General features: G+C 57.5%; 22 protein-coding genes and 1 pseudogene. 8 read left to right on the top strand and 15 right to left on the bottom strand.

Translation table 11 applies throughout. The features are described 5' to 3' along the window. Positions 1 to 214 precede the first annotated feature (214 nt). From HX814_RS03950 to acs, 8 genes are all read right to left on the bottom strand, one after another. Positions 215 to 1,435, bottom strand: a complete 1,221-nt coding sequence (locus HX814_RS03950) for an aspartate aminotransferase family protein (protein ID WP_003214332.1) — start codon at positions 1,433 to 1,435, stop codon at positions 215 to 217. 309 nt (positions 1,436 to 1,744) lie between these two features. Next, positions 1,745 to 2,725, bottom strand: coding sequence for a GlxA family transcriptional regulator (locus HX814_RS03945; protein ID WP_177015381.1), 981 nt, complete (start codon positions 2,723 to 2,725; stop codon positions 1,745 to 1,747). Positions 2,726 to 2,972: 247 nt separating this feature from the next. Beyond that, positions 2,973 to 3,737, bottom strand: coding sequence for an ABC transporter ATP-binding protein (locus HX814_RS03940; protein WP_003214336.1), 765 nt, complete (start codon positions 3,735 to 3,737; stop codon positions 2,973 to 2,975). Positions 3,738 to 3,764: 27 nt separating this feature from the next. Then, positions 3,765 to 4,877: a succinylglutamate desuccinylase/aspartoacylase family protein gene (locus HX814_RS03935; protein WP_177008430.1), complete on the bottom strand. Its 1,113-nt coding sequence runs from the start codon at positions 4,875 to 4,877 to the stop codon at positions 3,765 to 3,767. Between the two features lies 1 nt (position 4,878). Then, entirely contained in the window at positions 4,879 to 5,577 is a 699-nt protein-coding gene (locus HX814_RS03930; RefSeq protein ID WP_008435252.1) for an ABC transporter permease, read from the bottom strand. Continuing rightward, positions 5,574 to 6,263: an ABC transporter permease gene (locus HX814_RS03925; RefSeq protein WP_003214341.1), complete on the bottom strand. Its 690-nt coding sequence runs from the start codon at positions 6,261 to 6,263 to the stop codon at positions 5,574 to 5,576. The genes HX814_RS03930 and HX814_RS03925 overlap by 4 nt, the downstream gene beginning before the upstream one ends. A 91-nt stretch (positions 6,264 to 6,354) precedes the next feature. Further along, positions 6,355 to 7,140, bottom strand: coding sequence for an ABC transporter substrate-binding protein (locus HX814_RS03920; protein WP_003214343.1), 786 nt, complete (start codon positions 7,138 to 7,140; stop codon positions 6,355 to 6,357). Positions 7,141 to 7,824: 684 nt separating this feature from the next. After that, the gene (acs, locus tag HX814_RS03915; RefSeq protein ID WP_003214346.1) at positions 7,825 to 9,780 is read right to left on the bottom strand and encodes an acetate--CoA ligase; all 1,956 of its coding nucleotides are present in this window, start codon (positions 9,778 to 9,780) and stop codon (positions 7,825 to 7,827) included. A gap of 394 nt (positions 9,781 to 10,174) precedes the next feature. Here acs and HX814_RS03910 point away from each other — a divergent pair, with 394 nt between their 5' ends. The 6 genes from HX814_RS03910 to HX814_RS03885 all read left to right on the top strand — a co-directional run bounded on the left by HX814_RS03910 (position 10,175) and on the right by HX814_RS03885 (position 16,776). Next, positions 10,175 to 10,444, top strand: a complete 270-nt coding sequence (locus tag HX814_RS03910; RefSeq protein ID WP_008435250.1) for a DUF2790 domain-containing protein — start codon at positions 10,175 to 10,177, stop codon at positions 10,442 to 10,444. Positions 10,445 to 10,587: 143 nt separating this feature from the next. Next, positions 10,588 to 11,451: an AraC family transcriptional regulator gene (locus tag HX814_RS03905; protein WP_177008431.1), complete on the top strand. Its 864-nt coding sequence runs from the start codon at positions 10,588 to 10,590 to the stop codon at positions 11,449 to 11,451. A gap of 128 nt (positions 11,452 to 11,579) precedes the next feature. Then, positions 11,580 to 12,836 (top strand): DUF1479 domain-containing protein, encoded by a 1,257-nt coding sequence (locus tag HX814_RS03900; RefSeq protein ID WP_177008432.1) that lies wholly within the window; start codon positions 11,580 to 11,582, stop codon positions 12,834 to 12,836. 37 nt (positions 12,837 to 12,873) lie between these two features. After that, positions 12,874 to 14,157: an ABC transporter substrate-binding protein gene (locus HX814_RS03895; RefSeq protein WP_177008433.1), complete on the top strand. Its 1,284-nt coding sequence runs from the start codon at positions 12,874 to 12,876 to the stop codon at positions 14,155 to 14,157. A 470-nt stretch (positions 14,158 to 14,627) separates the two neighbouring features. Beyond that, entirely contained in the window at positions 14,628 to 15,878 is a 1,251-nt protein-coding gene (locus HX814_RS03890) for a ribonucleotide-diphosphate reductase subunit beta (RefSeq protein WP_177008434.1), read from the top strand. 319 nt (positions 15,879 to 16,197) lie between these two features. Next, positions 16,198 to 16,776: a Bro-N domain-containing protein gene (locus HX814_RS03885; protein ID WP_177008435.1), complete on the top strand. Its 579-nt coding sequence runs from the start codon at positions 16,198 to 16,200 to the stop codon at positions 16,774 to 16,776. A gap of 381 nt (positions 16,777 to 17,157) precedes the next feature. Here HX814_RS03885 and HX814_RS03880 read toward each other — a convergent pair whose 3' ends face one another. The 4 genes and pseudogenes from HX814_RS03880 to HX814_RS03865 form a co-directional block, all read right to left on the bottom strand. Beyond that, positions 17,158 to 17,478 (bottom strand): hypothetical protein, encoded by a 321-nt coding sequence (locus tag HX814_RS03880; RefSeq protein ID WP_177008436.1) that lies wholly within the window; start codon positions 17,476 to 17,478, stop codon positions 17,158 to 17,160. Positions 17,479 to 17,830: 352 nt separating this feature from the next. Continuing rightward, on the bottom strand, positions 17,831 to 18,148 hold the full coding sequence (locus HX814_RS03875) for a hypothetical protein (RefSeq protein ID WP_218174982.1): 318 nt from the start codon (positions 18,146 to 18,148) through the stop codon (positions 17,831 to 17,833). 92 nt (positions 18,149 to 18,240) lie between these two features. Next, a pseudogene (locus tag HX814_RS03870) lies at positions 18,241 to 18,813 on the bottom strand (DUF4225 domain-containing protein); the annotation flags it as partial. 44 nt (positions 18,814 to 18,857) lie between these two features. Beyond that, on the bottom strand, positions 18,858 to 19,343 hold the full coding sequence (locus HX814_RS03865) for an Hcp family type VI secretion system effector (protein ID WP_177008438.1): 486 nt from the start codon (positions 19,341 to 19,343) through the stop codon (positions 18,858 to 18,860). Between the two features lie 345 nt (positions 19,344 to 19,688). On the opposite strand from HX814_RS03865, the gene HX814_RS03860 reads away from it, so the two are divergent. Further along, positions 19,689 to 20,330 (top strand): HAD-IB family hydrolase, encoded by a 642-nt coding sequence (locus HX814_RS03860; RefSeq protein ID WP_003211514.1) that lies wholly within the window; start codon positions 19,689 to 19,691, stop codon positions 20,328 to 20,330. Between the two features lie 41 nt (positions 20,331 to 20,371). Here HX814_RS03860 and HX814_RS03855 read toward each other — a convergent pair whose 3' ends face one another. The 3 genes from HX814_RS03855 to HX814_RS03845 all read right to left on the bottom strand — a co-directional run bounded on the left by HX814_RS03855 (position 20,372) and on the right by HX814_RS03845 (position 22,252). Continuing rightward, positions 20,372 to 20,776, bottom strand: a complete 405-nt coding sequence (locus HX814_RS03855) for a type II toxin-antitoxin system VapC family toxin (RefSeq protein WP_026077784.1) — start codon at positions 20,774 to 20,776, stop codon at positions 20,372 to 20,374. Next, positions 20,769 to 21,008: a type II toxin-antitoxin system VapB family antitoxin gene (vapB, locus tag HX814_RS03850; RefSeq protein ID WP_008432930.1), complete on the bottom strand. Its 240-nt coding sequence runs from the start codon at positions 21,006 to 21,008 to the stop codon at positions 20,769 to 20,771. The genes HX814_RS03855 and vapB overlap by 8 nt, the downstream gene beginning before the upstream one ends. A 284-nt stretch (positions 21,009 to 21,292) precedes the next feature. Further along, a complete protein-coding gene (locus HX814_RS03845; RefSeq protein ID WP_032899067.1) occupies positions 21,293 to 22,252 on the bottom strand; it encodes a LysR family transcriptional regulator in 960 nt (319 codons plus the stop codon). Positions 22,253 to 22,514: 262 nt separating this feature from the next. Here HX814_RS03845 and argH point away from each other — a divergent pair, with 262 nt between their 5' ends. After that, positions 22,515 to 23,942, top strand: coding sequence for an argininosuccinate lyase (gene argH / locus HX814_RS03840; protein ID WP_177008439.1), 1,428 nt, complete (start codon positions 22,515 to 22,517; stop codon positions 23,940 to 23,942). Positions 23,943 to 24,063: the final 121 nt, after the last annotated feature.

Here is a 24,063-nt window from a genome sequence, read left to right as displayed (position 1 = left end):
GAAAAAATGCCGGACACGATCTTGAAATCAGTGAGGTCAAGTGTGGGAGCGGGCTTGCTCGCGAAAGCGGTGTGTCATTCAACATTTCAGGTGACTGAGCCACTGCATTCGCGAGCAAGCCCGCTGCCACATTTGATCTTCACAGCTTCAACTAAAGAGTCCGGCATACAAAATTTGTGTTGGGCGCCCGACTCGCCGGGCACCCAACGGTCCATCAGGCTTGCGTCAGCTTTTTCACCGCACGTTCGAAGCGGTCCAGACCTTCCTGGATATCGGCATCTTCCACCACCAGGCTCGGGGCGAAGCGCACCACATCCGGGCCGGCTTGCAGGATCATCAAGCCTTCGCGCTCGGCGGCGTTGAAGATGTCCTTGGCCTTGCCTTTCCAGGCATCGCTCAGCACGCAACCGAGCAGCAGGCCCAGGCCACGCACTTCGGTGAAGATGCCGTATTGCTGGCCAATCTTCTCCAGACGGGAAACGAACAAGTCGTGCTTGGCGTTAACGCCAGCCAGCACTTCTGGCGTGTTGATCACGTCGATCACCGCTTCCGCCACCGCGCACGCCAGCGGGTTGCCGCCGTAGGTGGTGCCGTGGGTGCCGACCACCAGGTGCTTGGCCAGGTCTTCGCGGGTCAGCATGGCAGCAATCGGGAAACCGCCGCCCAGGCTCTTGGCGCTGGTGAGGATGTCCGGCACGACGCCGTAATGCTGGTAGGCGAACAACTCGCCGCTGCGGCCCATGCCGGTTTGCACTTCGTCGAACACCAGCAGCGCGTTGTTCGCGTCGCACAGGTCGCGGGCACCTTGCAGGTACGACAGTTCTGCCGGCAGCACGCCGCCTTCGCCCTGGATCGGCTCCAGCACCACGGCGCAGGTCTTGTCCGAGACGGCGGCTTTCAGCGCCTCCAGATCGTTGTAAGGCACGTGGGTGATGCCGACGATCTTCGGACCGAAGCCGTCGGAGTACTTCGACTGGCCACCCACGTTCACGGTGAACAGGGTACGGCCGTGGAAGCTGTTCAGCGCGGCGATGATTTCGTATTTCTCGGTGCCGAAGCGGTCGAACGCGACACGACGGGCCAACTTGAAGGCGGCCTCGTTGGCTTCGGCGCCGGAGTTGCAGAAGAACACACGCTCGGCAAACGTGGCGTCGATCAGCTTATGGGCCAGGCGCAGGGCCGGCTCATTGGTGAAGACGTTGGACACGTGCCACAGCTTGTTGGCCTGTTCGGTCAGTGCACCGACCAGCGCCGGGTGGGCGTGGCCCAATACGTTGACCGCGATGCCGCCGGCAAAGTCGATCAGCTCTCGGCCCGCCTGGTCCCATACGCGCGAACCTGCGCCACGCACGGGGATGAAAGCGGCAGGTGCGTAGTTGGGAACCATGACCTGGTCGAAATCGGCACGTTGCACCGGGGCTTGCTCAACGGACATCGGAGTCTCCTGAAGAGGAACGCCTGCCTGAAACTGGCGGGCGATGCAGGGATTGTAAGGACAGTTTTCAGCGCGGCCTTGCCGCCAAGCGACAACTTCTTATAGCGCCAACCCGCGATTTTCGCGGGTTTACGCCAATGCGACAAATAGCATCGCAATGGCGCAGTTTAAACCGCCCGGGCCGGTTTTGGGCGGTCGGTGAGGCACAACTATCCAATGCCGTCGCCGATGGCCGTTTTGGTCTGCTGTTGATCTCATCCGCGCACAGGAACAGCGTCATGCCTGGAGATGCCGGCCGAGCACTGATGCCTAGCCGCGCTCGGACGGCACCGACGACAATTCGAACGGGCTGCTGCTGCGGCGCTGGTTGCGGTCTTCACGAGGGGTGGCGCCGAAGAAGTTGCGGTAGGCGCTGGAGAAGTGCGGCCCCGAGGAGAAGCCGCAGGACAGGCCGATCTGGATGATCGACTTGCTGGTTTGCATGAGCATCTGGCGGGCCTTGTTCAGGCGCAGTTCCAGGTAGTACTGGCTGGGGACGCGATTGAGGTATTGCTTGAAGATCCGCTCGAGCTGTCGTCGGGACACGCACACATGCTGGGCGATTTCGTCGGTGGTCAGCGGCTCTTCGATGTTGGCCTCCATCAGCAAAACCGCCTGGGTCAGCTTTGGATGGCTGGAACCCAGGCGGTTTTGCAGCGGAATGCGCTGGCGCTCGCCGCCTTCGCGGATGCGCTCCACCACCAGTTCTTCCGAGACTGCCCCGGCCAGTTCGGCGCCGTGGTCACGGGCCAGCACTGCCAGCAGCAGGTCGAGTACCGACATGCCACCGCAGGCGGTCAGGCGGTCACGGTCCCAGTCGAACAGATGGCTGGTGGCGATGACCTTGGGGAAACGCTCGGCGAAATCGTCCTGCCAGCGCCAGTGCACAGCGGCGCGGTAACCGTCGAGCAGACCGAGCTGGGCCAGCGGATACACACCGGCCGACAGGCCGCCGATCACACACCCGACACGCACCAGTTGCTTGAGGGCGGTGCTGAGCTGGGAGGCGATGACGGTCGGTGGCTCATCGGCCAGCAGGAACAGCTTTTGGAAACCTTCCAGCTTGCCAGCCCAGGGCTCACCCGGCAGTTGCCAGGCGCCGTCGATTGGCGGTTCGGCCTGCAAAAACGAGAGTTCGTACACCACGTCCGGATGCACCCGCTGAGCAACGCGCAAGGCCTCCTCAGCCAGCGCAAGCGTCAGTGCTTTAGTGCTGGGCCAAATCAGGAAACCAATTCGATGGGCAGTCATGGAGTGCTATCCGAAGCGAGTAACAGTAATGAAGACAAAGGCCAATGCTAGCCGGTAAACCAACACAAATCTCTAAAGCGGGTGAAGATCCAAATGTGGGAGCGGGCTTGCTCGCGAATGCGGTGGATCAGTCACCGGATGTATCAACTGATACACCGCATTCGCGAGCAAGCCCGCTCCCACAGGGGATTGGGCAACCTCAGGATTGTGAAGCTTGCACTAATTCAGTGCATAAAAGCAGTTCTGTTTACTTCAAGCTGCCGGAAAGAAACTGCTGCAAACGCTCGGACTGTGGGTTGACCAGCACTTCGCGCGGGTTGCCACGCTCTTCGACGATGCCCTTGTGCAGGAACACCAGTTGGTTGGAGACTTCACGGGCAAAGCCCATTTCGTGGGTCACCACCACCATGGTCCGGCCTTCCTGGGCCAGGTCCTGCATCACCTTGAGCACTTCGCCCACCAGCTCCGGGTCCAGCGCCGAGGTGGGTTCGTCGAACAGCATCACCTCAGGCTCCATCGCCAGGGCACGGGCAATCGCCACGCGTTGCTGTTCACCGCCGGACATGTGGCCAGGGAACGCATCCTTGCGATGGCCCACACCGACTTTAGCCAGGTAGTGCTCGGCCTTTTCCCGGGCGTCTTTTTTCGACATGCCCAAGACGTGCACCGGTGCTTCCATGACGTTTTCCAGCGCGGTCATATGGGACCACAGGTTGAAATGCTGAAACACCATCGACAGTCGCGAACGCATGCGTTGCAGCTGTTTCGGGTCTGCAGCCTTCATGGCGCCGTCTTTGTTGGCCACCAGTTTCAGCTCTTCGTTATTGAGCAGAATCTTGCCGGCGTGGGGCTGCTCCAGCAGGTTGATGCAGCGCAAAAAGGTACTTTTGCCCGAGCCACTGGACCCGATGATGCTGATCACATCACCGGCCGCGGCGGCCAGGGAAACACCTTTGAGCACTTCATGACTGCCATAGCGTTTATGCAGGTCTTGGACTTCAAGTTTGTACATGCGGTCGGTTCTCACAAAAACAGTTGGTCAGTCGTTGAGCAAGCGCCCGTGCCGCAGCGCTTCGCGCCCCGCCACCTTGGCCAGCCAGAAACCCGCTTGGGCATAACGTAGCCGTTCAACGGCAAACAGCACCCCAGGCGTGCCCGCGCAAACAATGCTCACGCGGTCGGACAAGGGATCGATCACTTCAAATATCGGGTCGCCGGCTTCGACTACGTCACCGGCTTTACGCAGGTAGCTGATCACGCCGGCGTGGGGCGCGAACAACAACTCGGTGCCTTCGAAGGGCAGGCCTTCGCAGGACTCGTGCTGCGGCGCGGGCCATTCACCACGGATCAGGCCTTGCTCGGCGAGGAACGCCAGGATGCCTTCGGCGTGGAAAATCGCCTCGTCACGACCGGTATCGGCCTGGCCGCCCAACTCCAAGGTCGTCGCCAGGCACGCCAGGGGAATCTGCGCCTCGGGGAACGCCCGGGACAGCCGCAGCCACGGCAGCGAACAGGCTTCGTCAAACGAACTGCCGCCGGAATCTTCCGCCAGCAGGCCGACCTTCACATTCAGGTGCGCCGACAGCGAACGCCACTGCGGCCAGTGTTGCGGCAGCGCGTACATGTGCAACGCGGCTTCGGCGTCGCAATGCAGGTCGAGGACCACGTCGGCGGTGCAGGCATGGCTCAGCAACACCCGCTGCATGCCTTGCAACTGGCTGCTCGGCGCCGGCAACGCATTGAGCGCATCGCTCATGGCCTGGCGGATCAAGCGCACATTGGCGTGAGGATCATCCCCCAGCTTGCCGTTGAGCAACTCGGTAACCGGCTCGCTCAACTCAACGAAGTCGCGGTTGAAGTTCTTGCCGCTGCCGATCTCGAAACGGCCCTGGTGACTGCCTTGCAGCAGTTGCCCCAAGCCCATCGGATTGGCGACGGGAACCAGCTCGATCACGCCGTTGAGGGCGCCTTGCTGTTCCAGTTCCGTCAGGCGCTTTTTCAGCTCCCAGGCGGCGCGCATGCCGGGCAGCTCATCCGCGTGCAGGCTGGCCTGGATATAAGCCTTGCGCTCGCCGCTGCCGAAACGAAACACCGTCAGCTGGCGTTCGCAGCCCAGGTGACCCCAGGGCAACAGGTGATCGATACGTTCCATATCAATGCTTCCGTGGAGCCAGGTAGCTCAGCCAGCGGCCTTCGGCCAACTTGAACAGGCGCACCAGGATAAAGGTCAGGCACAGGTAGAACGCACCCGCAGTGATATAGGCTTCGAACGGCAAGTAGTACTGGGCGTTCACCGTGCGTGCGGCACCGGTGATGTCGATCAGGGTGACGATGGACGCAAGGCTCGTGGTCTGGAGCATCATGATCACTTCGTTGCTGTATTGCGGCAGCGCCCGGCGCAGGGCCGATGGCAGCAGGATCCGGCGATACAGCTTGTAGCGCGACATGCCCATGGCCTTGGCTGCCTCGATCTCGCCGTGGGGCGTGGCCTTGAGGCTGCCGGCGATGATCTCGGCGGTGTAGGCGCTGGTGTTCACGGCAAACGCCAGGCACGCGCAGAAGGTCGCGCTGGACAGCAGTGGCCACATGAAGCTTTCGCGCACCGCTTCGAACTGGGCCAGGCCATAGTAGATCAAGAACAGCTGCACCAGCATCGGCGTGCCGCGAATCACATAGGTGTAGAGCCAGGCAACACCGTTGACGATCGGCTGCTTGGACACGCGCATCAGGCCCAGGGGCAAGGCCGCGAGCAAGCCGAAGAACAGCGAAATGGCCAGCAGTTTCAGGGTGGTCAGCAAGCCGCCGAGGTACAGCGGCATGGCCTCCCAGATGACGTTGTAGTCGAAGATCATAGATCAGCCGCCTTTACGCCTACCGAGTAGCGCTTCTCAAGATGACGCAGGGCCAGCAACGACACGCTGGTGATCACCAGGTACATCGCCGCCACTGCGAGGAAGAAGGTAAAAGGTTCGCGGGTGGCGTCTGCCGCCTGCTTGGCCTTGAACATCATGTCTTGCAGGCCCACCACCGAAATCAATGCGGTGGCCTTGGTCAGTACCAGCCAGTTGTTGGTAAACCCGGGGATCGCCAGCCGAATCATCTGCGGCACCATCACCCGGAAAAACACCTGGAACGGGCTCATGCCATACGCCAGGCCGGCTTCGGCCTGGCCCTTGGGAATGGCCATGAAGGCGCCACGGAAGGTTTCCGAAAGGTAGGCGCCAAAGATGAAACCCAGGGTGCCGATACCGGCGGCCAAGGGGTTCAAGTCAATGTAGTCGTTGTAGCCGAGCAACGGCGCAACGCGGTTAAGCAGGTCCTGACCGCCGTAGAAAATCAGCAGGATCAGCACCAGGTCGGGGATCCCGCGGATCACCGTGGAGTACAGGTCGCCCAGCCAGGCCAACCAGCGCACCGGCGAGAGGCGCAACGCGACCCCGATCAGACCCAGAACAATGGCCAGGGCCATGGACGACAAGGCGAGCTGAAGCGTCAACCAAGCGCCATCGAGGATGACAGCCCCGTAGCCTTTCAACATGATTCAGGTCCTCGAAAAGGGGGATGAAAAAATGGCGCAAACTTCAGAGATCCTGGTGCTTGCGCCATTCTGGACAGACAGCTGCGACGGTTTACTTGGCTTCTGGGCCGTAAATGTCGAAGTTGAAGTACTTGTCCTGGATTGCCTTGTACTTGCCGTTGGCACGGATCGCAGCGATTGCAGCGTTGATGCGGTCCAGGTTTTCCTTGTCGCCTTTACGTACCGCGATGCCGATACCGTCGCCGAAGTACTTGGCGTCGGTGAAGGCCGGGCCGGTGAACGCGTAGCCTTTACCGGCTGGCGTGTCGAGGAAGCCTTCCTGCAACAGGGTGGCGTCGGCCACGGTGCCATCAAGGCGACCGGCTTCTACGTCCAGATAGATTTCGTTCTGCGAGCTGTAAGGAACAATGGTGGCGCCTTTGGGAGCCAGCACTTCCTTGGCGAAACGGTCGTGGATCGAACCGCGCTGCACGCCGATTTTCTTGCCTTTCAATTCATCCAGGCTGTCGCTGACGGCAGTGCCTTCCTTCAATACCAGGCGAGCTGGGGTCAGGTAGTAGCGGTTGGTGAAGTCCACGGACTTCTTGCGATCGTCAGTGATGGACATCGAGGACAGGATGGCGTCGATCTTGCGCACTTTCAGCGCCGGGATCAGGCCGTCGAATTCCTGCTCGACCCAGGTGCACTTGACCTGCATCTGCTCACACAGGGCGTTGCCGATGTCGTAGTCAAAACCGACGATGCTGCCGTCCGGTGCCTTGGAGGCAAACGGAGGGTAAGCCGCTTCAATACCAATCTTCAGTGGCTTGCCTTCGGCGAAAGCCTGCATGGACAGCACGGACAGCGCCAGGGCGCCCAACAGCACGAGTTTCTTCATCTTGGGACTCCATCGGTATAGGGCAAAACAGCAGTATGAGCCAGGGCCCACGATGCGAATGAGTGAAACCGAATAGCGGTGCTGCGTCCTGCGCCAGTTCAGCATCGGCGACGACGAGCGAGTGATCGGCATTCTAACGACAGGCCGGAAGCCGATATTTCCTCAATGCGACAACAATTTACAGAAGCACCGAGAAAGCGGTTCCAGCACATTGACAGCCTCTTGATTTTATGCAGAGGCAAAAGATATTAAACCTGTTAACGCTGCAAGTTGCGGGCCTATTATTCGCAAACCCTTCTAGCACGGCAAGTGTAGCGTGGGATCTAATTTTTCAGGGCGTCTAAGACGCGGGTTTTCGGGGCATGGGCGTAGCACTTTGCCTCATGTTTGGGCGTGGGGTTACACATTTGCCGGGTTCGGTAACATTCAGAAACTTCCTACAACACAATCCGATATTTATTGGCCTTGTGTAAGTCGCCCCACTGAATGACCAATCTTGGAATGCAATCAAAATGTGGGAGCGGGCTTGCTCGCGAAGGCGGTGTGTCAGTGGGTGATGTGCTGGCTGACACGCCGCCTTCGCGAGCAAGCCCGCTCCCACAGGGGTTATAGGTCGCCTGTCCGATCGCACAAAAAAGCCCCACCCGGCCTACGCCGAATGGGGCTATGTCCCACAAACCCGCCTTACGCGACGTTCATGGTCTTGTGCGTCTCGATCAAATGCGCCACCACACTCGGATCCGCCAGGGTGGAGATATCGCCCAACCCGTCGTATTCAGCGGTGGCAATCTTGCGCAGGATCCGGCGCATGATTTTCCCCGAACGGGTCTTCGGCAAGCCCGGTGCCCACTGGATCACATCCGGTGAAGCAATCGGCCCGATCTCTTTACGCACCCAGTTTTTCAACTCCAGGCGCAACGCTTCATTCGGCTCTTCGCCGTTTTTCAGCGTGACATACACATAGATGCCCTGGCCCTTGATGTCATGAGGCACACCCACCACCGCCGCTTCCGCGACTTTCGGGTGGGCAACCATGGCGCTTTCAATCTCGGCGGTGCCCATGCGATGGCCGGACACGTTCAGCACGTCATCCACCCGCCCGGTGATCCAATAGTAGCCATCCTCGTCACGACGCGCACCGTCACCGGTGAAGTACATGCCACGGAAGGTCTTGAAGTAGGTGTCCACAAACCGGTCATGGTCGCCATACAGCGTACGTGCCTGGCCCGGCCACGAATCCAGGATCACCAGGTTACCCTCGGCCACGCCTTCAATCAGGTTGCCGAGGTTGTCCACCAGCGCCGGTACCACGCCAAAGAACGGACGTGCCGCCGAACCCGGCTTGAGCGCATGGGCGCCCGGCAGCGGGCTCATCATGTTGCCGCCGGTCTCGGTCTGCCACCAGGTGTCCACGATCGGGCAACGGGATTGGCCGACGTTCTTGTAGTACCAGTCCCACGCTTCCGGGTTAATCGGCTCACCCACCGAACCCAGCAGGCGCAAGCTGCTGCCATCGGCGCCTTCGCAGGCGGCGGTGCCGGAAGCCATCATGGCGCGGATCGCGGTCGGTGCGGTGTAGAGGATGTTCACTTTGTGCTTGTCGACGATCTTCGCCACCCGGGTGATGTCCGGATAGTTCGGCACGCCTTCGAACATCAGCGTGGTCGCGCCGTTGGCCAGTGGGCCATAGACGATATAGGTGTGGCCGGTGACCCAGCCGACGTCGGCGGTGCACCAGTAGATTTCGCCCGGGCGGTAGTCAAACACGCGCTCGTGGGTCAGGGCTGCGTACAACAGGTAGCCGCCGGTGGTGTGCTGCACGCCCTTCGGCTTGCCGGTGGAGCCGGAGGTGTAAAGGATGAACAGCGCTTCTTCGGCGCCCATCTCTTTCGGCGCACACACGGTGCCCGCCACTTTCATCAGGTCTTCGTACCAGATGTCGCGATGCTGGTTCCACTTGATGTTGCCACCGGTGCGCTTGCACACGATGACTTTCTGGATGCTGCTGGTTTCCGGGTTGGTCAGGGCGTCGTCGACGTTGGCCTTCAGGGAAATTTTCTTGCCGGCACGAATGCCTTCGTCGGCGGTGATCACCACCTTGGATTTGCAGTCGATGATCCGACCGGCCAGGGCCTCTGGCGAGAACCCGCCAAACACCACCGAGTGAATCGCACCGATCCGGGCACAGGCCAGCATGGCGACCGCGGCTTCGGGAATCATCGGCATATAGATAGTCACCACGTCGCCGCGGTGCACATCCTGGCCGCGCAGGGCGTTGGCGAACTTGCAGACTTCTTCATGCAGCTCGCGGTAGGTGATGGTGCGGCTTTCGGCAGGGTCGTCGCCCTCCCAGATGATTGCTGGCTGGTCGCCACGCTCGGCGAGGTGGCGGTCCAGGCAGTTGTAGGAAACGTTGAGGGTGCCGTCGGCAAACCATTTGATGTCGACATGGTGATCGTCGAAGGAGGTCTGCTTCACCGTGGTGAAAGGCTTGATCCAGTCAAGGCGCTTGGCTTGCTCGCGCCAGAAACCGTCGGGGTTGACCACCGACTGCTGGTACATGGCCTTGTAGGTCGCCTCATCGGTCAGCGTATTGGCTGCTACTTCGGGGCGAACGGGGTACAGAGAAGCCGCACTCATCTTTCTTACCTCGGTGACATAGTTGTTGTTGTATGGCCCTGTTGTAGCCGGGCCGGACCTATAGAACCATTCGACGATGGTAGTAACAAGCCCCTACAAATTGCCCACCTATCCCCCGGCAGCGCTCTGGCCCGCGGCCCGTGGCGCTTTGCAGGTTTCTGAAAAAACCTTCATTTCGCGATTGTTACAAAAACCACCAATAGTGTTTATCAAAAGCACGGGTATATGAATATAACTCGGACGCCTAAAATCAACCTCGCCATCAAGGCACTGTGATTAACAACGTAACAGCCCCCACGAAGGCAACGTTAATCCGAACTTCCCAATCAAGTTACACACGTGGCCTCACAAGGGCCCCGCGACCCCTTTCGACCGCCAAAAGGTAAATAGTCAAATGAAAGCGTTATTAGTTATGGCCCTTAGCAGCTTGTGCGCCACCGCCGCCCTGGCCGACGAAGCCCCGACTGACGTAGCCAGCCAGAGCACCCCGATTGTTGAGGATTACACTTACAGCACCCATCTGGACGTCGCCAAAGTAGTGTCCATGAGTGAAGTCCCGGATGTATGCAAAGTTGTACCGGTAAAAATGGAATATGAAGACTCACAAGGTCAGCGTCATATTCTTCAATATCAGGTCATGGGTAACGGTTGCTCTAACGGATAATAACTTCGTTAGTTTGAACTGAACCTGATCTTATTCGCCGCAAGAAATCGTTCTTGCGGCAAAGAGCCGGCTTATCCCCTACCGCTTGAATCGAATGCTACGATTGTGGCGCCGCCACCTCACCTGCAAGGCAGGATGCATTCATGCGAGCCAGTTTCGAAAAAATCCCCACCGAGGCGAACACCTCCTGGACCCTGCTGAACAGGCGTCTACCGGAGGCGATTCCGTTTGAATGGCATCACCATCCCGAATACGAACTGACCCTCACCCTCAACAGCCGCGGGCACCGCTATATCAGCAACGATGTGGCGCTGTACGATGACGGCGACCTGGTGCTGGTGGGCCCGAACGTGCCTCATAGCTGGTCTTCCGCCGAGCTGATCGACCCCGCCAAACCGCACATTGCCCTGGTCATCTGGTTTTCCGAGGCCTGGGCGGATTCGCTGGTGCAGCTGTTTCCGGAGATGGGGTCGACGCGAGCGCTATTGGCTGCTGCGCGACAAGCGTTGAGTTTCAGTGATGCTACGTCCCGGGCGCTGCGCCCGGTGATCGAAGCAATGGTCGAGCAAGACGCTTCCCAGCGACTGATCTCGTTGCTCACCGTGCTCAACACATTGTCCCGGGACATCACCGCGCAGCGCATCGCGACGGAAAACGCCGCCCCTCACATCGTTGAGGACGCCCGCATCCGCCGCGTTCTGGACTACCTGCACGGCCACTATGCGCAACCTGTCGGCATTCCCGAGCTGGCGCAAATGGCCTGCATCAGCGTTTCAGCCTTCCATCGCATGTTCCGCAAACACACGCGCTGCACGGCGCTGGACTACATCGTCCGGCTACGCATCGGACATGCCTGCGCCTTATTGATGCAGGGCAAACTGGCGGTCAGCGCGATTTCCGAACAGGTCGGCTATGCCTCCCAGGCGCTGTTCAATCGGCAGTTCAAGGCGCACAAAGGCATGACGCCGTCACAGTTTCGGCTGCAACACGGGCATCACTTTCAATAAGCCGATTCTTCTATACGCTTCGCAACAAACGCCACAATCGTACTGCTCAACGCTCCAAATCAGGCTGCCGCCCAAGCAGGCCGGGGTGATTCCATACCTGTATGCACAACAACAAGACAGGTCACCCCATGAGCAACTACCACACCTTCGAATGTGCCGAGCTGCCGGACGACTACAAGCGCAGCATCGTCGCCATGAAAAAGGCCCTGCGCGCGCAGATCGGCGACGTGCCTGGGCTGTTCGCCGAGGTCAGCGAGTTCATCAGGGCTGAAATCGCCTCGATCAAGGCCCAGCAGTCTGCCTGGCCCGAACTCGACTTTGAAACCATCGCCACCGGCCAGGTCACCGAAGCACAACGAGCCCTCATCAAGCGCCGGGGCTGCCTGGTGATCCGCAACCACTTCCCCAGGGAACAGGTGCTCGCGTGGGACAAGAGCCTGCTGGACTACCTCGACCACAACCATTTCGACGAGGTGTATCGCGGCCCGGCTGACAACTTCTTCGGCAACCTCGAAGCCTCACGCCCGGAAATATTCCCCATCTATTGGTCCGACGCCCAGATGCAACTGCGCCAACACCAGCGCATGGGCGCCGCACAGTCGTTCCTGAACCGCCTGTGGACCTACAACTCCCAAGGCCGGCAATGGTTCGACCCAGACATCAATGCGCTGTACCCCGACCGCGTCCGCCGCCGCCCACCCGGCACCACCTCCAAAGGGCTTGGCCCCCACACCGACTCGGGCGCCCTGGAACGCTGGCTGCACCCCGCCTACCTCAAGCTGTTCGACAAGATCTACCGCAACGACTTCAAGTCCTACGACCCCTGGGACGCCGCCCATCGTACCGAAGTCGATGAATACGCCTACAAGGACACAGTGAAATGTTCGGCCTTCCGCACCTTCCAGGGCTGGACCGCACTGTGCGACATGCAGGCCGACCAGGGCGTGCTGCATACCTTGCCGATCCCCAAAGCCATGGCATACATGCTGCTGCGCCCGTTGCTGGACGATGTCCCCGAGGATGAGCTGTGCGGCGTCGCGCCGGGCAAGGTGCTGCCAGTTTCAGAGAAATGGCACCCGCTGCTGGTCCAGGGCATGACCCCGATTCCGGACGTACAGGCCGGCGATTCGGTGTGGTGGCACTGCGACGTGATCCACAGCGTCGCCCCCGTCGAAAACCAACAGGGCTGGGGCAACGTGATGTACGTGCCCGCCGCGCCCATGTGCCCGAAAAACCTGCGGTACGCCAAGGATGTGCTCAGGGCGTTCGAGCAAGGGGTTTCGCCGGATGACTTTGCCCGGGAGGACTACGAGAAAGAGTGGAAAGACCGCTTCATGACGCCGCAACTGAACACCCTCGGCCGCAAAGGGCTGGGGCTGGAATAAGCACCGCTCCCCAAAACAACAAAAAGGGTTATCCCACATGAAAATCCCCCATCGCCTTGCCGTTGCCATCTCCCTCGCCAGCCTTTGCACGTTCGCCGCTCACGCAGCCGACAGCAAAGGCACTGTTGAAGTCGTCCACTACTGGACCTCGGGCGGGGAAGCCAAGTCTGTGCAGGTGCTGCAACAACTGATCGAGAAAGACGGCTTCACCTGGCAAAACAGTGCCGTGGCCGGCGGCGGTGGCGCTGCTGCCATGACCGTCCTCAAGAGCCGCGCCGTCTCCGGCAACCCGCCCTCTGCCGCGCAGATCAAAGCTCCGGACATTCAGGAGTGGGGCAAGCTGGGCCTGCTGACCAGCGTCGACAACGTCGCCAAGGCCAATCACTGGGACAGCCTGCTGCCCGAAAGCATTGCGCAACTGATGAAGTTCGACGACCACTACGTCGCCGTACCGCTCAACATCCACCGCATCAACTGGTTATGGATCAACCCCGAGGTGCTCAAGAAAGCCGGCGTGTCCAAAGCCCCGGCCACCCTGGAAGAACTCTACGCCGCCGGCGACAAACTCAAGGCCGCCGGCTTCATCGCCATCGCCCACGGCGGCCAACCCTGGCAGGACACCACCGTATTTGAAGGCCTGGTGCTCAGCATCCTGGGCGCCGATGGCTTCCAGAAAGCCTTTATCGACAACGACGAAGCCACCTTCACCGGCCCCAAAATGACCGAAGTCTTCGTCGCGCTGCGCAAGCTGAAGACCTACATGGACCCCAACGGCGCAGGCCAGGACTGGAACATGGAAACCGCCAAAGTCATCAATGGCCAGGCCGGCATGCAAATCATGGGGGACTGGGCCAAGAGTGAGTGGACCGCGGCGGGTAAAAAAGCCGGGGCCGATTATGAATGCGTGCCCTTCCCCGGCTCACAAGGCATTTATAGCTACACCATCGACTCACTGGCCATGTTCAAACCGTCCAGTAAAAATGATACGCCGGGCAACAACGCGGCTCGCGACGACCTGGCCAAGATCGCCCTGGAGCCGCAATTCCAGAGCGTGTTCAACCAGAACAAAGGCTCCATCCCGGTGATCAAGGGCCTGGACATGAGCCAGTTCGACAGCTGTGCCCAGGCTTCCGCCAAGGACTTCGCCGAAGCCGAGAACGCCGGCACGCTGGAGCCGAGCATGGCCTTCAACATGTCCACGTCCCAGGCGGTGCAAGGGGCGGTGTTTGATGTGGTCAGCAACTTCATGAGCAATAAAGACGCGGACCCCGCCAAGGCTGGCAAGCAGATGTTTGCCAGCATCAAAGCCGCAGCCCAGTAACCCCCCGCGACCCGTTCTTGCGCCAAACGGCGCAAGAACTTCCAGACCGAATCTGCCCCAGTTCGGCGCGCTGAAACAAACGCCTACCGCCCGTCAAAAAAATCCAAGCCAGGCAAAGCCTTGTAAACCCGGACCTTGGCTGCAAACACCACCATTTTGGCCGCTCACCGAGACCATCCGCCGCAACACAAAGTCGAATTTTTCCCTATAATGCGCGGGTAAATCGGGCCTGCAATATCCCTTTACACTGGGACGAAGAGCCAGACCTGAGGCCCCCGCTGGAGCCAGTAAGCATTGCTCCGCCCCTCAAGCCTCAAGCAGAACACCCGTAACCCTGATTCCGTTTAATGCGTGCGTTAGCTGCAACAAACGATTCCTTAAGATCCACCGCGGCCTTTGGGCCGTGTGAACACCCCACCATCCGGTTTCACACGGGCACCTTAGAGCCCTCACGCAGGAGACGACACGTCATGCTGAGCTGGGACGAATTCGACAAAGAAGAAGACGGCGAAGTAGTTGCCAAAGGCGCCAACGCCGGCCACGCCACCGAAGCCAACATGGACCGCCTCGACGGTGCCGGCGCTGCTGCCGCCATCGAAGCCCGCGCCGTCACCGCCAATGACTCCGCCGCGATCATCCGGGCCAAGGCCGCCCTCGACAAACTCGACGTCGCCGAAGGCCTAGCCGAACTCGAAGGCTCCGCCGCCCGCGTCGCCGTTGACGAAAAGCGCATGATCAACTGCCGCGCCGACCTCAACCAACTCGTACCTTTCAAGTACGACTGGGCCTGGCAGAAATACCTCGACGGCTGCGCCAACCACTGGATGCCGCAAGAGGTCAACATGACCGCCGACATCGCCCTGTGGAAAAATCCGGAAGGCCTGACCGACGACGAACGTCGCATCGTGATGCGCAACCTCGGCTTCTTCTCCACTGCGGATTCGTTGGTCGCGAACAACCTGGTACTGGCTGTGTACCGCCTGATCACCAACCCGGAGTGCCGCCAGTACATCCTGCGCCAGGCCTTCGAAGAAGCGATCCACACCCACGCCTACCAGTACTGCATCGAATCGCTGGCCATGGATGAAGGCGAGATCTTCAACATGTACCACGAGATTCCATCGGTCGCGAAGAAAGCGGCTTGGGGCTTGAAGTACACCCGCTCGATCTCCGATCCGAAGTTCGAAACCGGCACTGTCGAGACTGACAAAGAGTTGTTGCGCAACCTGGTGGCGTACTACTGCGTCCTGGAAGGCATCTTCTTCTACTGCGGCTTCACCCAGATCCTGTCCATGGGCCGTCGCAACAAAATGACCGGCGTGGCCGAGCAGTTCCAGTACATCCTGCGGGACGAGTCGATGCACCTGAACTTCGGCATCGATGTGATCAACCAGATCAAAATCGAAAACCCACACTTGTGGGATACCGAGATGAAGGAAGAAGCGACCCAGATGATCCTGCAAGGGACTCAGTTGGAGATCGAATACGCGCGTGACACCATGCCGCGTGGGGTGTTGGGGATGAATGCGGCGATGATGGAGGATTACCTCAAGTTCATCGCGAACCGTCGTCTGTCGCAGATTGGTTTGAAAGAAGAATACCCAGGCACCACCAACCCGTTCCCGTGGATGAGCGAGATCATGGACTTGAAGAAAGAGAAGAATTTCTTTGAGACCCGTGTGATCGAGTATCAGACTGGTGGTGCGCTGAGCTGGGATTGATTCCTTCGCCAAGTGAAACTAGAAAGCCCTGACACGTTCAGGGCTTTTTTATGTGCTCAGCATTCGGAACAAGATTCTTCGTACGTAAAGATCATCCACCAACGGGTTGATGCGAGTTTCAATACTGAATAGCCTCGTCCGCCGGTGCCTAAGAAACGCCCAACGTAGAAGCCAGCCTCACTCACGCAGCCAAAAATCCGCCCGATCTAAATTCGTGCGCAATTCATGCTGTATTGAGGCTACGCGAGTTGGAGTTTCTTAAATCCGTCCTCTGCGTTGGGCTTTGGCCCTCCCGAACACCACGTAGAGGTCATAGGAAATGCCTAGCCAATATCTGCTCGACTTGTCGGCTACTAATAAGATAGCAAAGCGCGAACCGTCTATCGCTCTTGTTTTCACTCGTCATAATCTTCACCTACACGCCCTCCTTTTAGAAAACCAACCCTGGTTTTGCGCTCGTGATCTTGGGCGCTTGATGGGCTACTACCTGGATGAACGAACGACTCGCAAGCTCGATGGAGATCAACGAAGAAACATAACGCTGCTATTCCACGGTCAGCCGGAAGAAATGCTGATGATCAGCGAGTCCGGTGCTTACGCGTTGCTGGTTTATCACTACACACCGGGGAATCGACTTCTACGTGGCTGGCTCACTCATGAAGTGGTTCCAACCTTGCGAGACGAGCGTCAGTCCCAAACGGTGGAGCGGCCGCTGTTGAGCATGTTGGACTGGCCAGAGATGTCGTTAAACCTACTGCATTGGCAGGATGAAGGCTGGATACGGCTTCGGGACATGCCGTATCTGTTGGTAAATCGAACCTATCGGAAAGAGTCATCAAAGACTCCTTGGTGGAGAAGGTTCACTCAACCATTCCGAATGAAGAAGCGATTTCTCTAATAAAGTTGCCTACAAAATCCTACCCGCTAGTAGGAAACTTCGTAGACGCAATAATGGCTAGTCAGTATCGTCCGAGGGTTTTCTACCCTCGGCGGCTGTATGGATATTACGAAAGACAAAACGGATTGGAACGACTCGGAGTTGGCTGCGGCAGTCGAGGCCTATTTGAAGATGTTGCCGTGGAAAAAAACGGCCGACCTTTCAACAAAGCACTCGAAAACCGTCTGCTGCGTGAGGGGCCGGTGGCAGGGCGCGCGAAGGGCTCTATCGAACTTCGCGTGCAAAACATCTCCACTGTTCTCGTACGTATGGGCTTGAACCGAATCGAGGGCTATAAGCCTGCGAAGAACGTCCGAGCAGATGTTCGGACGGCCACTCCAGTCAGTCGCCTTCTGTTTTATCATTCAAAAACCATCGCCTAACCTTCCACTTCATTGGAAGTGCAAATGCGTGAGCCAATATACCAAAAAACACAACCCATTCAATAGCCGGATAACTTACCACCAAATCAGGCCTATATCCCAAAAATAAAAATTGGCTATACTGAATGACATCCATATAAGAGACTACGAAAAAACCATTAACAATCAGACAAGTATACAACTTTATATAACCTAACTTATCTCCAGAAAAACGTATCTTCAGAAAATAAGCAAACACGACACCCCCCACCACGAACACCAACACCCAAAAGACGATCATTCATTGCCACCCACCCGACCAAAACCAATAAAGATTACCAATCAAAACCACCACCGAAGCTCTCTCTCGATGGGCCATGCAAAAACATGAATATAACCGCAGAAAAAAGCAATCCACTCGATGAACGGATATTCTAAAATTATGTCAGGCCTATATCCCAACACGGGAAAAACTTGAAGCTTCATAATAAAAAAATAGATCATCGCAAACAAAAGATTAAACGCGACGCAAATTATGAACCTTATCCCGAACCATTCCCACAAATGCGCTCCGGAGAATCGTATCCTCAAAGCAAAAGCACAAAGCAATCCCCATAACGCAAACAATGGAAATGTCATAACAAACCAAACGGTCAATTCCAGTCTCCATTTTTACGCGAAAACCACCACTTGACCTTTCTCCCCACCGGAATAGCCATCGCATGGGCAAAAACACAGAAAAACGTAAACCAACCTACAAAAATACAATCATAGAAAATATCTGGACGATAACCCAACAACCAAAACTCGTCATACTTGATCATTTTTATATACACAGTAATAAATATTGAATTTACAAGAACCCCAACATAGATCTTTACCTCATTAATATTAACACCCGATAGTTTTGCCTTCAGATAAAAAGCAAAACAGACACCGAGAACTTCCAAAATAAAAATGAGCAAACACATTACTCTCTCGCATCATCGAGCAATTGATCCAGAGTCAGAGCACCGGCCCCTATCTCAGCAGCCCTTGAGCCAGGCCCCATTTTTTGATATCACCTGATGTAGTCAGTACGGATATATCTAAATAAGAGCCAAGAGTCAGGTTTCAACACTAGCCTCATAGCACCGTAGCCAGACATTGCCAGATCTACGACTCCATAACCCTTATCCCCAAGTGCTTCATTTCGTCCAAACTCTACAGCGGCCTTTTGATAAAGCTCCCTTACCGGGCCCTTTGTATTTGAATGCCCCTTCCATAAGTTATGACCGTTCTCATACATATTATTAGCCCCATGCGCCATAATCGGGATGCCCGCCAGCACACACAGCGTTCCGACTGAGGCGTAGCAAATCCCTGCACCTGTCGCAAATTGAAGCGCCCCCGCGATAACCCCAACGCCTTTCCTTCCCACCTCCAGAGACTGATTCATCAGGTTTTTTTGTTCGTTCTTTATTTCCAGCAAACCTTGATCAACACTCTTCTTGCCTTCCTCGACATCCCTGACAATACTCCGAGCGTAATAAGCCACCTCCCGATTGAACTGCAACCGAACAATTCCACTTTTAATATGGCGAGCACTTATCGTACATGCCTGATTAGTCAAGTATGCACCCGCCTGACTAACCATCCAGATATCGTGAAACGTCGGATTCTGTTTTTTCTTTTCAATCGTCACCGACCCGTCTCCCAAGTGCTGAAACCACTTGTTCTGGCTTGATGGTGAGTCCAGATAATTTCCCGATATTGAAGCGCAACATGCTCTTGTGGCTCGGCGTCAATATGCAGAACAGAATGCGGCACGTCGACGGTGAGGTCGGTAATGATGCAGCCTCGAATATCGACGCTGTAGTACTTTTCGTGCCAACCCGTTTGGGCAATACGGTAAAAATTGATGACACAGTTAAGCTCTTCCCTATTGGAAAGCGCTACCGCCAGTAAAGGAGATGACTTGTCGATGTTTTTGGTAATGGCAATCGGGCCGTGACTCGATGCCCTGACGTTTCCGCGGTTGGCCATATTGTGGTGGAAGGACAGCACCATTATCTCGTCGCGATGCCCGTCCTGGCACTTGTTGCCTATGGAGTCCTGAGTCGAACAGCTTGCAGAGATGAGGCCCTGGGATTTGCCGCTGATGGTCATGTAGCCGTGGTTAGCCATAAGGTAAGCGCCCTGTTGTTTTGAAGGGCACCTTACGAAAAATACAAAATAGGAAATATCGGACGCTTCGCTTTAAACGGTACGAGTCATGAGTAGGAAATTTCGCCTTATGCCGCATGCTGGATGCCGGACCGCGCGCTGGATTGGTTCGAGAAGGCCCAACCATGGACCTTGAGGTAGTAAACTGCGCCGATCAACCGGACGTGTGATTTTCGCGTCCGAGAAAACAGAGAGAGCGATCGCTCTGGCAGATCACCGTCTTCCGCCTGAACCGTGCAGACGAGTCCCTGTCAGAACACCAGATGACCCGCTCCAAATAATCGAGACCCGCCCGTGAACCCAGACATGCTCGAATCCGGCCCCTTGGATGCCAAAGTACTCTCCGTCTTTGACTTCGACGGCACCCTGACCCACCACGACAGCTTCGTGCCGTTCCTGAAGTTCGCCTTTGGTAAAGGCGAGTTCGTGCGCAGGATGGTGAAGCTGGCGGTGCCTGGCGCGCAGTTTCTGTTGCGCGTCATTAGCCGTGATGAGCTCAAGGCGCAGTTGATCCGCACCTTTATGACCGGCGTGGATAAGGCGTGGGTTCAGCAGAAAGCGGAAGCGTATTGCCAGGCCTATTGGAACAAGTTGATGCGGCCAACCGGGCTGCAATCGGTGGCCGATGAGGTGAAGTCCGGGGCGGTGGTGACGCTGTGTTCGGCGTCGCCGGCGTTGGTGTTGCAGCCGTTTGCGGATCGGCTTGGGATCCGGTTGATCGGCACTGAGCTTGAGGTGGTTGACGGGGTATTGACGGGCAAGCTCACGGGGAATAATTGCCGGTGCGAGAACAAAGTGCTTCGGCTTGAGGCGGTTTATGGGGATCTGGGGGAGTATCGGCTCAGGGCCTGGGGTGATACGCGCGGGGATCGGGAGTTGTTGGCGGCGGCGCAGGATGCGCATTTTCGGCATTTTCATGCGAAGAAGAAACGAATCAAGCAACGCTGAATCGCCTGGACGACCTATCTGTGTGCGCTGGATTGACTGCCTTAGGCGGCGATCCAGTTTTCCACGATCAAGCCATTCACTCGCTTGAACTCACCTTCGTTGTTAGTCACCAAGACCAATCCTGAGCTTCTGGCGTGGCCCGCGATGTGCAGGTCATTTACGCCGATTGGAGTGCCCTTCTTTTCGAGATCGGAGCGGATCGAGCCGTAGTGAAAAGCGGCCTTGTCATCGTAGTGAATGACGTCAAGCCGGGAGATGAAGTCCTCCACCGCCCGAGTATTTTTCTCAACAAACTGGCTTTTTTCGGCCCCGTGCATCAATTCCGCAAGGGTGATCGAAGAGATCACCATACGACCTACATTCGCATTGAATTTTTCCAGTATTTCCATAGGCCGACGCTTGATGATGTAGATCACGATGTTCGTATCAAGCATGTACTTAATCATCAAAGGACTCTCGCTCTTGCTGGGTTTGGTCGGCGCGCTCCTCCATAAAATCATCAGATACCGATTCGCTTGCAAGGAAAAAGCTGTCCCAAGTGTTTTCAACCGGCGAAATAATCAGTTCGCGCCCCACGGCACGCACCTCTACAGTTTTCACCCCAGCGGGAAAACGCATGTCAGCAGGGATGCGGATATTTTGTGTACGGTTATTGGTGAAGATCGTTCCAGTAGACATAAGGAACACCTCTCTAGGCATGGGAAGACAGGTAAAAATGATAGTTTGCAGGTGCTCTATTGCATAGCTCTATAGCAGCTACCCGACGAGCGTAGCCGAACAGGTAGCTGTTGGTGGCGGCGCAGGAAGCGCATTTTCATGCGAAGACGAAGTTGGGCAAGTTGCGGCGGTGATGCGGGTGGATAGGGTCTGCGGGTAGACCGAGTTGATCCCATCGCAGCCTCGCTGGGGCTCGACAGCTCCCACAGGGGATCTCTGTAGGTTCTAAGGGTGGTGGGAATTCATTAGATTGGCGCTTTGAGGTCCACGCCTAGTGCCGTTGCGAAGGCTTTGACCAGCGGGCTTCGTGGGGCGTTGTGGCGCAGGATGAGGTTGAACGCTGTGCTCAGGTGGATCTGCTCCGGGCATAACACGCGCAGGCGCCCTTCCTTCACCAGCGGCGCGGCGTAGTGTTCCGGGAGGAAGCCCAGGAAGCGGCCGGTGAGGATGAGGATGGCCACGGCTTCAACCTGTGAGGCCGAGGCGGACTGGCTGTCGTAGCTGACGAAGTTGGCCTTGTCGCTGTGGATCGCGTAACGATGGTTGACCACTTCATGCTGGCGCAACACATCTGCGTTGATGTCACTCGCTTCAAACAGCGGATGCCCGACGCCGCAGTACGCGTGGGACTTTTCTTCGTACAGCGGGAAATAATCGAATTCTTCCCGTCGCTGGTACACCGGGACGATGCCGACAATCAGCCGCCCTTCCACCACGCCCCGTTCAACTTCGTCCAGTTGCGAGGCATGTAGACGTAATCTTATTTTTGGCGACTCTGTATGTAATCTTCCCAGCGCGTTAATCAATGGTGAATTAACGTCGGAGACGGTGTTATCAATAACGCCCACACTAAGGTCGCCGATCAGTTCATTCTGTGCCGAACTAAGCTTGTCTCTGAAACTGTCTACCGAGGCAAATAATTCAATGGACGCTTGATAGACTAATTTGCCTTCTTCGGTCAGGCCAAACCCTTCCCTCCCTCGCGTACACAGGCGCATGCCGATGCGAATTTCCAGGTCGGAAATCTGCTTGCTGATCGCCGCCAAGCCCACATTCAGCTCGTTCTGCGCCGCGCTGAAGCCGCCCGCTTCGACCACAGCCTTGAACACCCGCAGCAATTTGAAGTCCAGGCCGCTGAGTTGCAGGGGCGGTCTTGTGCCGGGTTTTGGCGGTATGTTTCCAGAATTGGAAAGTGGGGTTTCCATAATACGTGTTGACCTCAAGTGCCATATTCAACAGGCTTTGACCTACTCCATGAACATCGCCGGGCGGCAATAATGAACATACTTAACCGCCCTTGGCAACCTTGAATATAGCGGGTTGAACAGCTTTTACCGGCTGATTTAACGCCCCTAAAAACCTGACACTACGATCAGGACTTTTCGTTTTGCTACTGCCCTCCGAATCCATAAGGCCAAGCCACGTCCATCGGGCTTGTCACTTCTAAAAACAAGCGTGAGGAACACCATGTCTCAGCCCACCGATCGCCTCTGGGGTGCTCGTTTCAAGTCCGGCCCGTCTGCTGCTTTGGCGGCGCTGTCCCGTTGCCCCGAGCGCTATTTTCGCCTGACGCCCTACGACCTGGCCGGCTCCCGGGCCCATGCCCGTGAGTTGCAGCGCGCCGGGTTGCTGGATGAGTCGGAAACCTTGCGCACCCTGGAAGCGCTGGACCGGATTGGTGAGGACTTTGCCGCTGGCCGACTGCACCCGACGCTGGATGACGAGGATGTGCACACCTTCATCGAGCGGGTGTTGACCGAGCGTTTGGGCGCCCTGGGCGGCAAGCTGCGCGCCGGGCGTTCGCGCAATGACCAGACGGCCAACGATTTGCGCCTGTTCCTGCGAGACCACGCGCGCACCATCACCACCGAGGTGTTGGGGTTGCAGCAGGCGCTGGTGGACCAGGCCGAGCAGCATATCGAGAGTATCTGCCCGGGCTTCACCCACTTGCAGCAGGCGCAGCCGATTGTGTTCGCCCATCACTTGCTGGCCCATGCGCAATCGATGCTGCGGGATGTGCAGCGCCTGGTGGATTGGGATGCGCGTACGGCGTTGTCGCCGTTGGGTGCTGCGGCGATGGCGGGCTCGGCGATTGCTCGCCAGCCGGAGTATTCGGCCAAGGAGATGGGTTACACCGGGCCGTGCGAAAACTCGATTGATGCTGTAGCCAGTCGCGACCACGTGGCGGAGTTTCTGTTTGTGGCAGGCATGCTCGGGGTGAATATTTCGCGGCTTTCGGAGGAGTTTTGCCTGTGGTCGTCGCGGCAGTTTCGCTGGGTGCAGTTGGACGATGCCTACGCCACCGGTAGCTCGATCATGCCGCAGAAGAAGAACCCGGACATTGCCGAATTGGCACGGGGTAAAGCGGGGCGCTTGATTGGCAACCTGACCGGGTTGATGTCGACGCTCAAATCCTTGCCGCTGTCGTACAACCGCGATTTGAGTGAAGACAAGCACAGTGTGTTGGACAGCGTGGATACGTTGCTGCTGGTGCTGCCGGCGATGGCCGGGATGGTCGCGACGATGAAGGTGCAGGTGGAAGAGCTGCGGCGTCAGGCGCCGATGGGTTTCACATTGGCAACTGAGGTGGCGGATTGGCTGGCCACTCGTGGTGTGCCGTTCAAGGAGGCCCATGAGATTACCGGTGCCTTGGTGCAGGCCTGTGAGAAGCATGAAATTGAATTGTGGGAAGCCTCGCCGGCGTTGTTGGCAGAGGTGGATACGCGGCTGACGCCGCAAGTGCGTGAGTGCCTGACCCTGGAAGCGGCGATTGCGGCGCGCAGTGGTTGGGGCGGTACGGCGCCGGAGCGGGTGCGGGAGCAGATTGGGCGGTTGAAGGTGGCCCTGGCTGCGCAACAGAAGTGGGCAGAAAACTACACCGGCTTTCGAATTTAAAGATCGTTCCCACGCTCTGCGTGGGAATGCCTCTTGTGATGCTCCGCGTCACGCTTTGGGGACGCAGAGCATCCCTTGCTGCATTCCCACGCAGAGCGTGGGAACGATCAGTGTATTCAGT

This window comes from Pseudomonas sp. C8002 (assembly GCF_013385765.1).
Taxonomy (GTDB): Bacteria; Pseudomonadota; Gammaproteobacteria; order Pseudomonadales; family Pseudomonadaceae; genus Aquipseudomonas.
Note: the sequence above shows the minus strand (reverse complement) of the source record. Positions and strands in the feature narration are given on the sequence as shown.

Bases quoted from the DNA above. Each gene is read 5' to 3' on its own strand.
- HX814_RS03875 (WP_218174982.1), bottom strand. From the start codon at position 18,148: ATGTGTTTGCTCATTTTTATTTTGGAAGTTCTCGGTGTCTGTTTTGCT.
- vapB (WP_008432930.1), bottom strand. From the start codon at position 21,008: ATGTCTACTGGAACGATCTTCACCAATAACCGTACACAAAATATCCGC.
- HX814_RS03865 (WP_177008438.1), bottom strand. From the start codon at position 19,343: ATGGCTAACCACGGCTACATGACCATCAGCGGCAAATCCCAGGGCCTC.
- HX814_RS03890 (WP_177008434.1), top strand. From the start codon at position 14,628: ATGCTGAGCTGGGACGAATTCGACAAAGAAGAAGACGGCGAAGTAGTT.
- HX814_RS03910 (WP_008435250.1), top strand. From the start codon at position 10,175: ATGAAAGCGTTATTAGTTATGGCCCTTAGCAGCTTGTGCGCCACCGCC.
- HX814_RS03940 (WP_003214336.1), bottom strand. From the start codon at position 3,737: ATGTACAAACTTGAAGTCCAAGACCTGCATAAACGCTATGGCAGTCAT.
- argH (WP_177008439.1), top strand. From the start codon at position 22,515: ATGTCTCAGCCCACCGATCGCCTCTGGGGTGCTCGTTTCAAGTCCGGC.
- HX814_RS03885 (WP_177008435.1), top strand. From the start codon at position 16,198: ATGCCTAGCCAATATCTGCTCGACTTGTCGGCTACTAATAAGATAGCA.
- acs (WP_003214346.1), bottom strand. From the start codon at position 9,780: ATGAGTGCGGCTTCTCTGTACCCCGTTCGCCCCGAAGTAGCAGCCAAT.
- HX814_RS03945 (WP_177015381.1), bottom strand. From the start codon at position 2,725: ATGACTGCCCATCGAATTGGTTTCCTGATTTGGCCCAGCACTAAAGCA.
- HX814_RS03930 (WP_008435252.1), bottom strand. From the start codon at position 5,577: ATGATCTTCGACTACAACGTCATCTGGGAGGCCATGCCGCTGTACCTC.
- HX814_RS03905 (WP_177008431.1), top strand. From the start codon at position 10,588: ATGCGAGCCAGTTTCGAAAAAATCCCCACCGAGGCGAACACCTCCTGG.
- HX814_RS03920 (WP_003214343.1), bottom strand. From the start codon at position 7,140: ATGAAGAAACTCGTGCTGTTGGGCGCCCTGGCGCTGTCCGTGCTGTCC.
- HX814_RS03855 (WP_026077784.1), bottom strand. From the start codon at position 20,776: ATGATTAAGTACATGCTTGATACGAACATCGTGATCTACATCATCAAG.
- HX814_RS03895 (WP_177008433.1), top strand. From the start codon at position 12,874: ATGAAAATCCCCCATCGCCTTGCCGTTGCCATCTCCCTCGCCAGCCTT.
- HX814_RS03880 (WP_177008436.1), bottom strand. From the start codon at position 17,478: ATGATCGTCTTTTGGGTGTTGGTGTTCGTGGTGGGGGGTGTCGTGTTT.
- HX814_RS03935 (WP_177008430.1), bottom strand. From the start codon at position 4,877: ATGGAACGTATCGATCACCTGTTGCCCTGGGGTCACCTGGGCTGCGAA.
- HX814_RS03860 (WP_003211514.1), top strand. From the start codon at position 19,689: ATGCTCGAATCCGGCCCCTTGGATGCCAAAGTACTCTCCGTCTTTGAC.
- HX814_RS03845 (WP_032899067.1), bottom strand. From the start codon at position 22,252: ATGGAAACCCCACTTTCCAATTCTGGAAACATACCGCCAAAACCCGGC.
- HX814_RS03925 (WP_003214341.1), bottom strand. From the start codon at position 6,263: ATGTTGAAAGGCTACGGGGCTGTCATCCTCGATGGCGCTTGGTTGACG.
- HX814_RS03900 (WP_177008432.1), top strand. From the start codon at position 11,580: ATGAGCAACTACCACACCTTCGAATGTGCCGAGCTGCCGGACGACTAC.
- HX814_RS03950 (WP_003214332.1), bottom strand. From the start codon at position 1,435: ATGTCCGTTGAGCAAGCCCCGGTGCAACGTGCCGATTTCGACCAGGTC.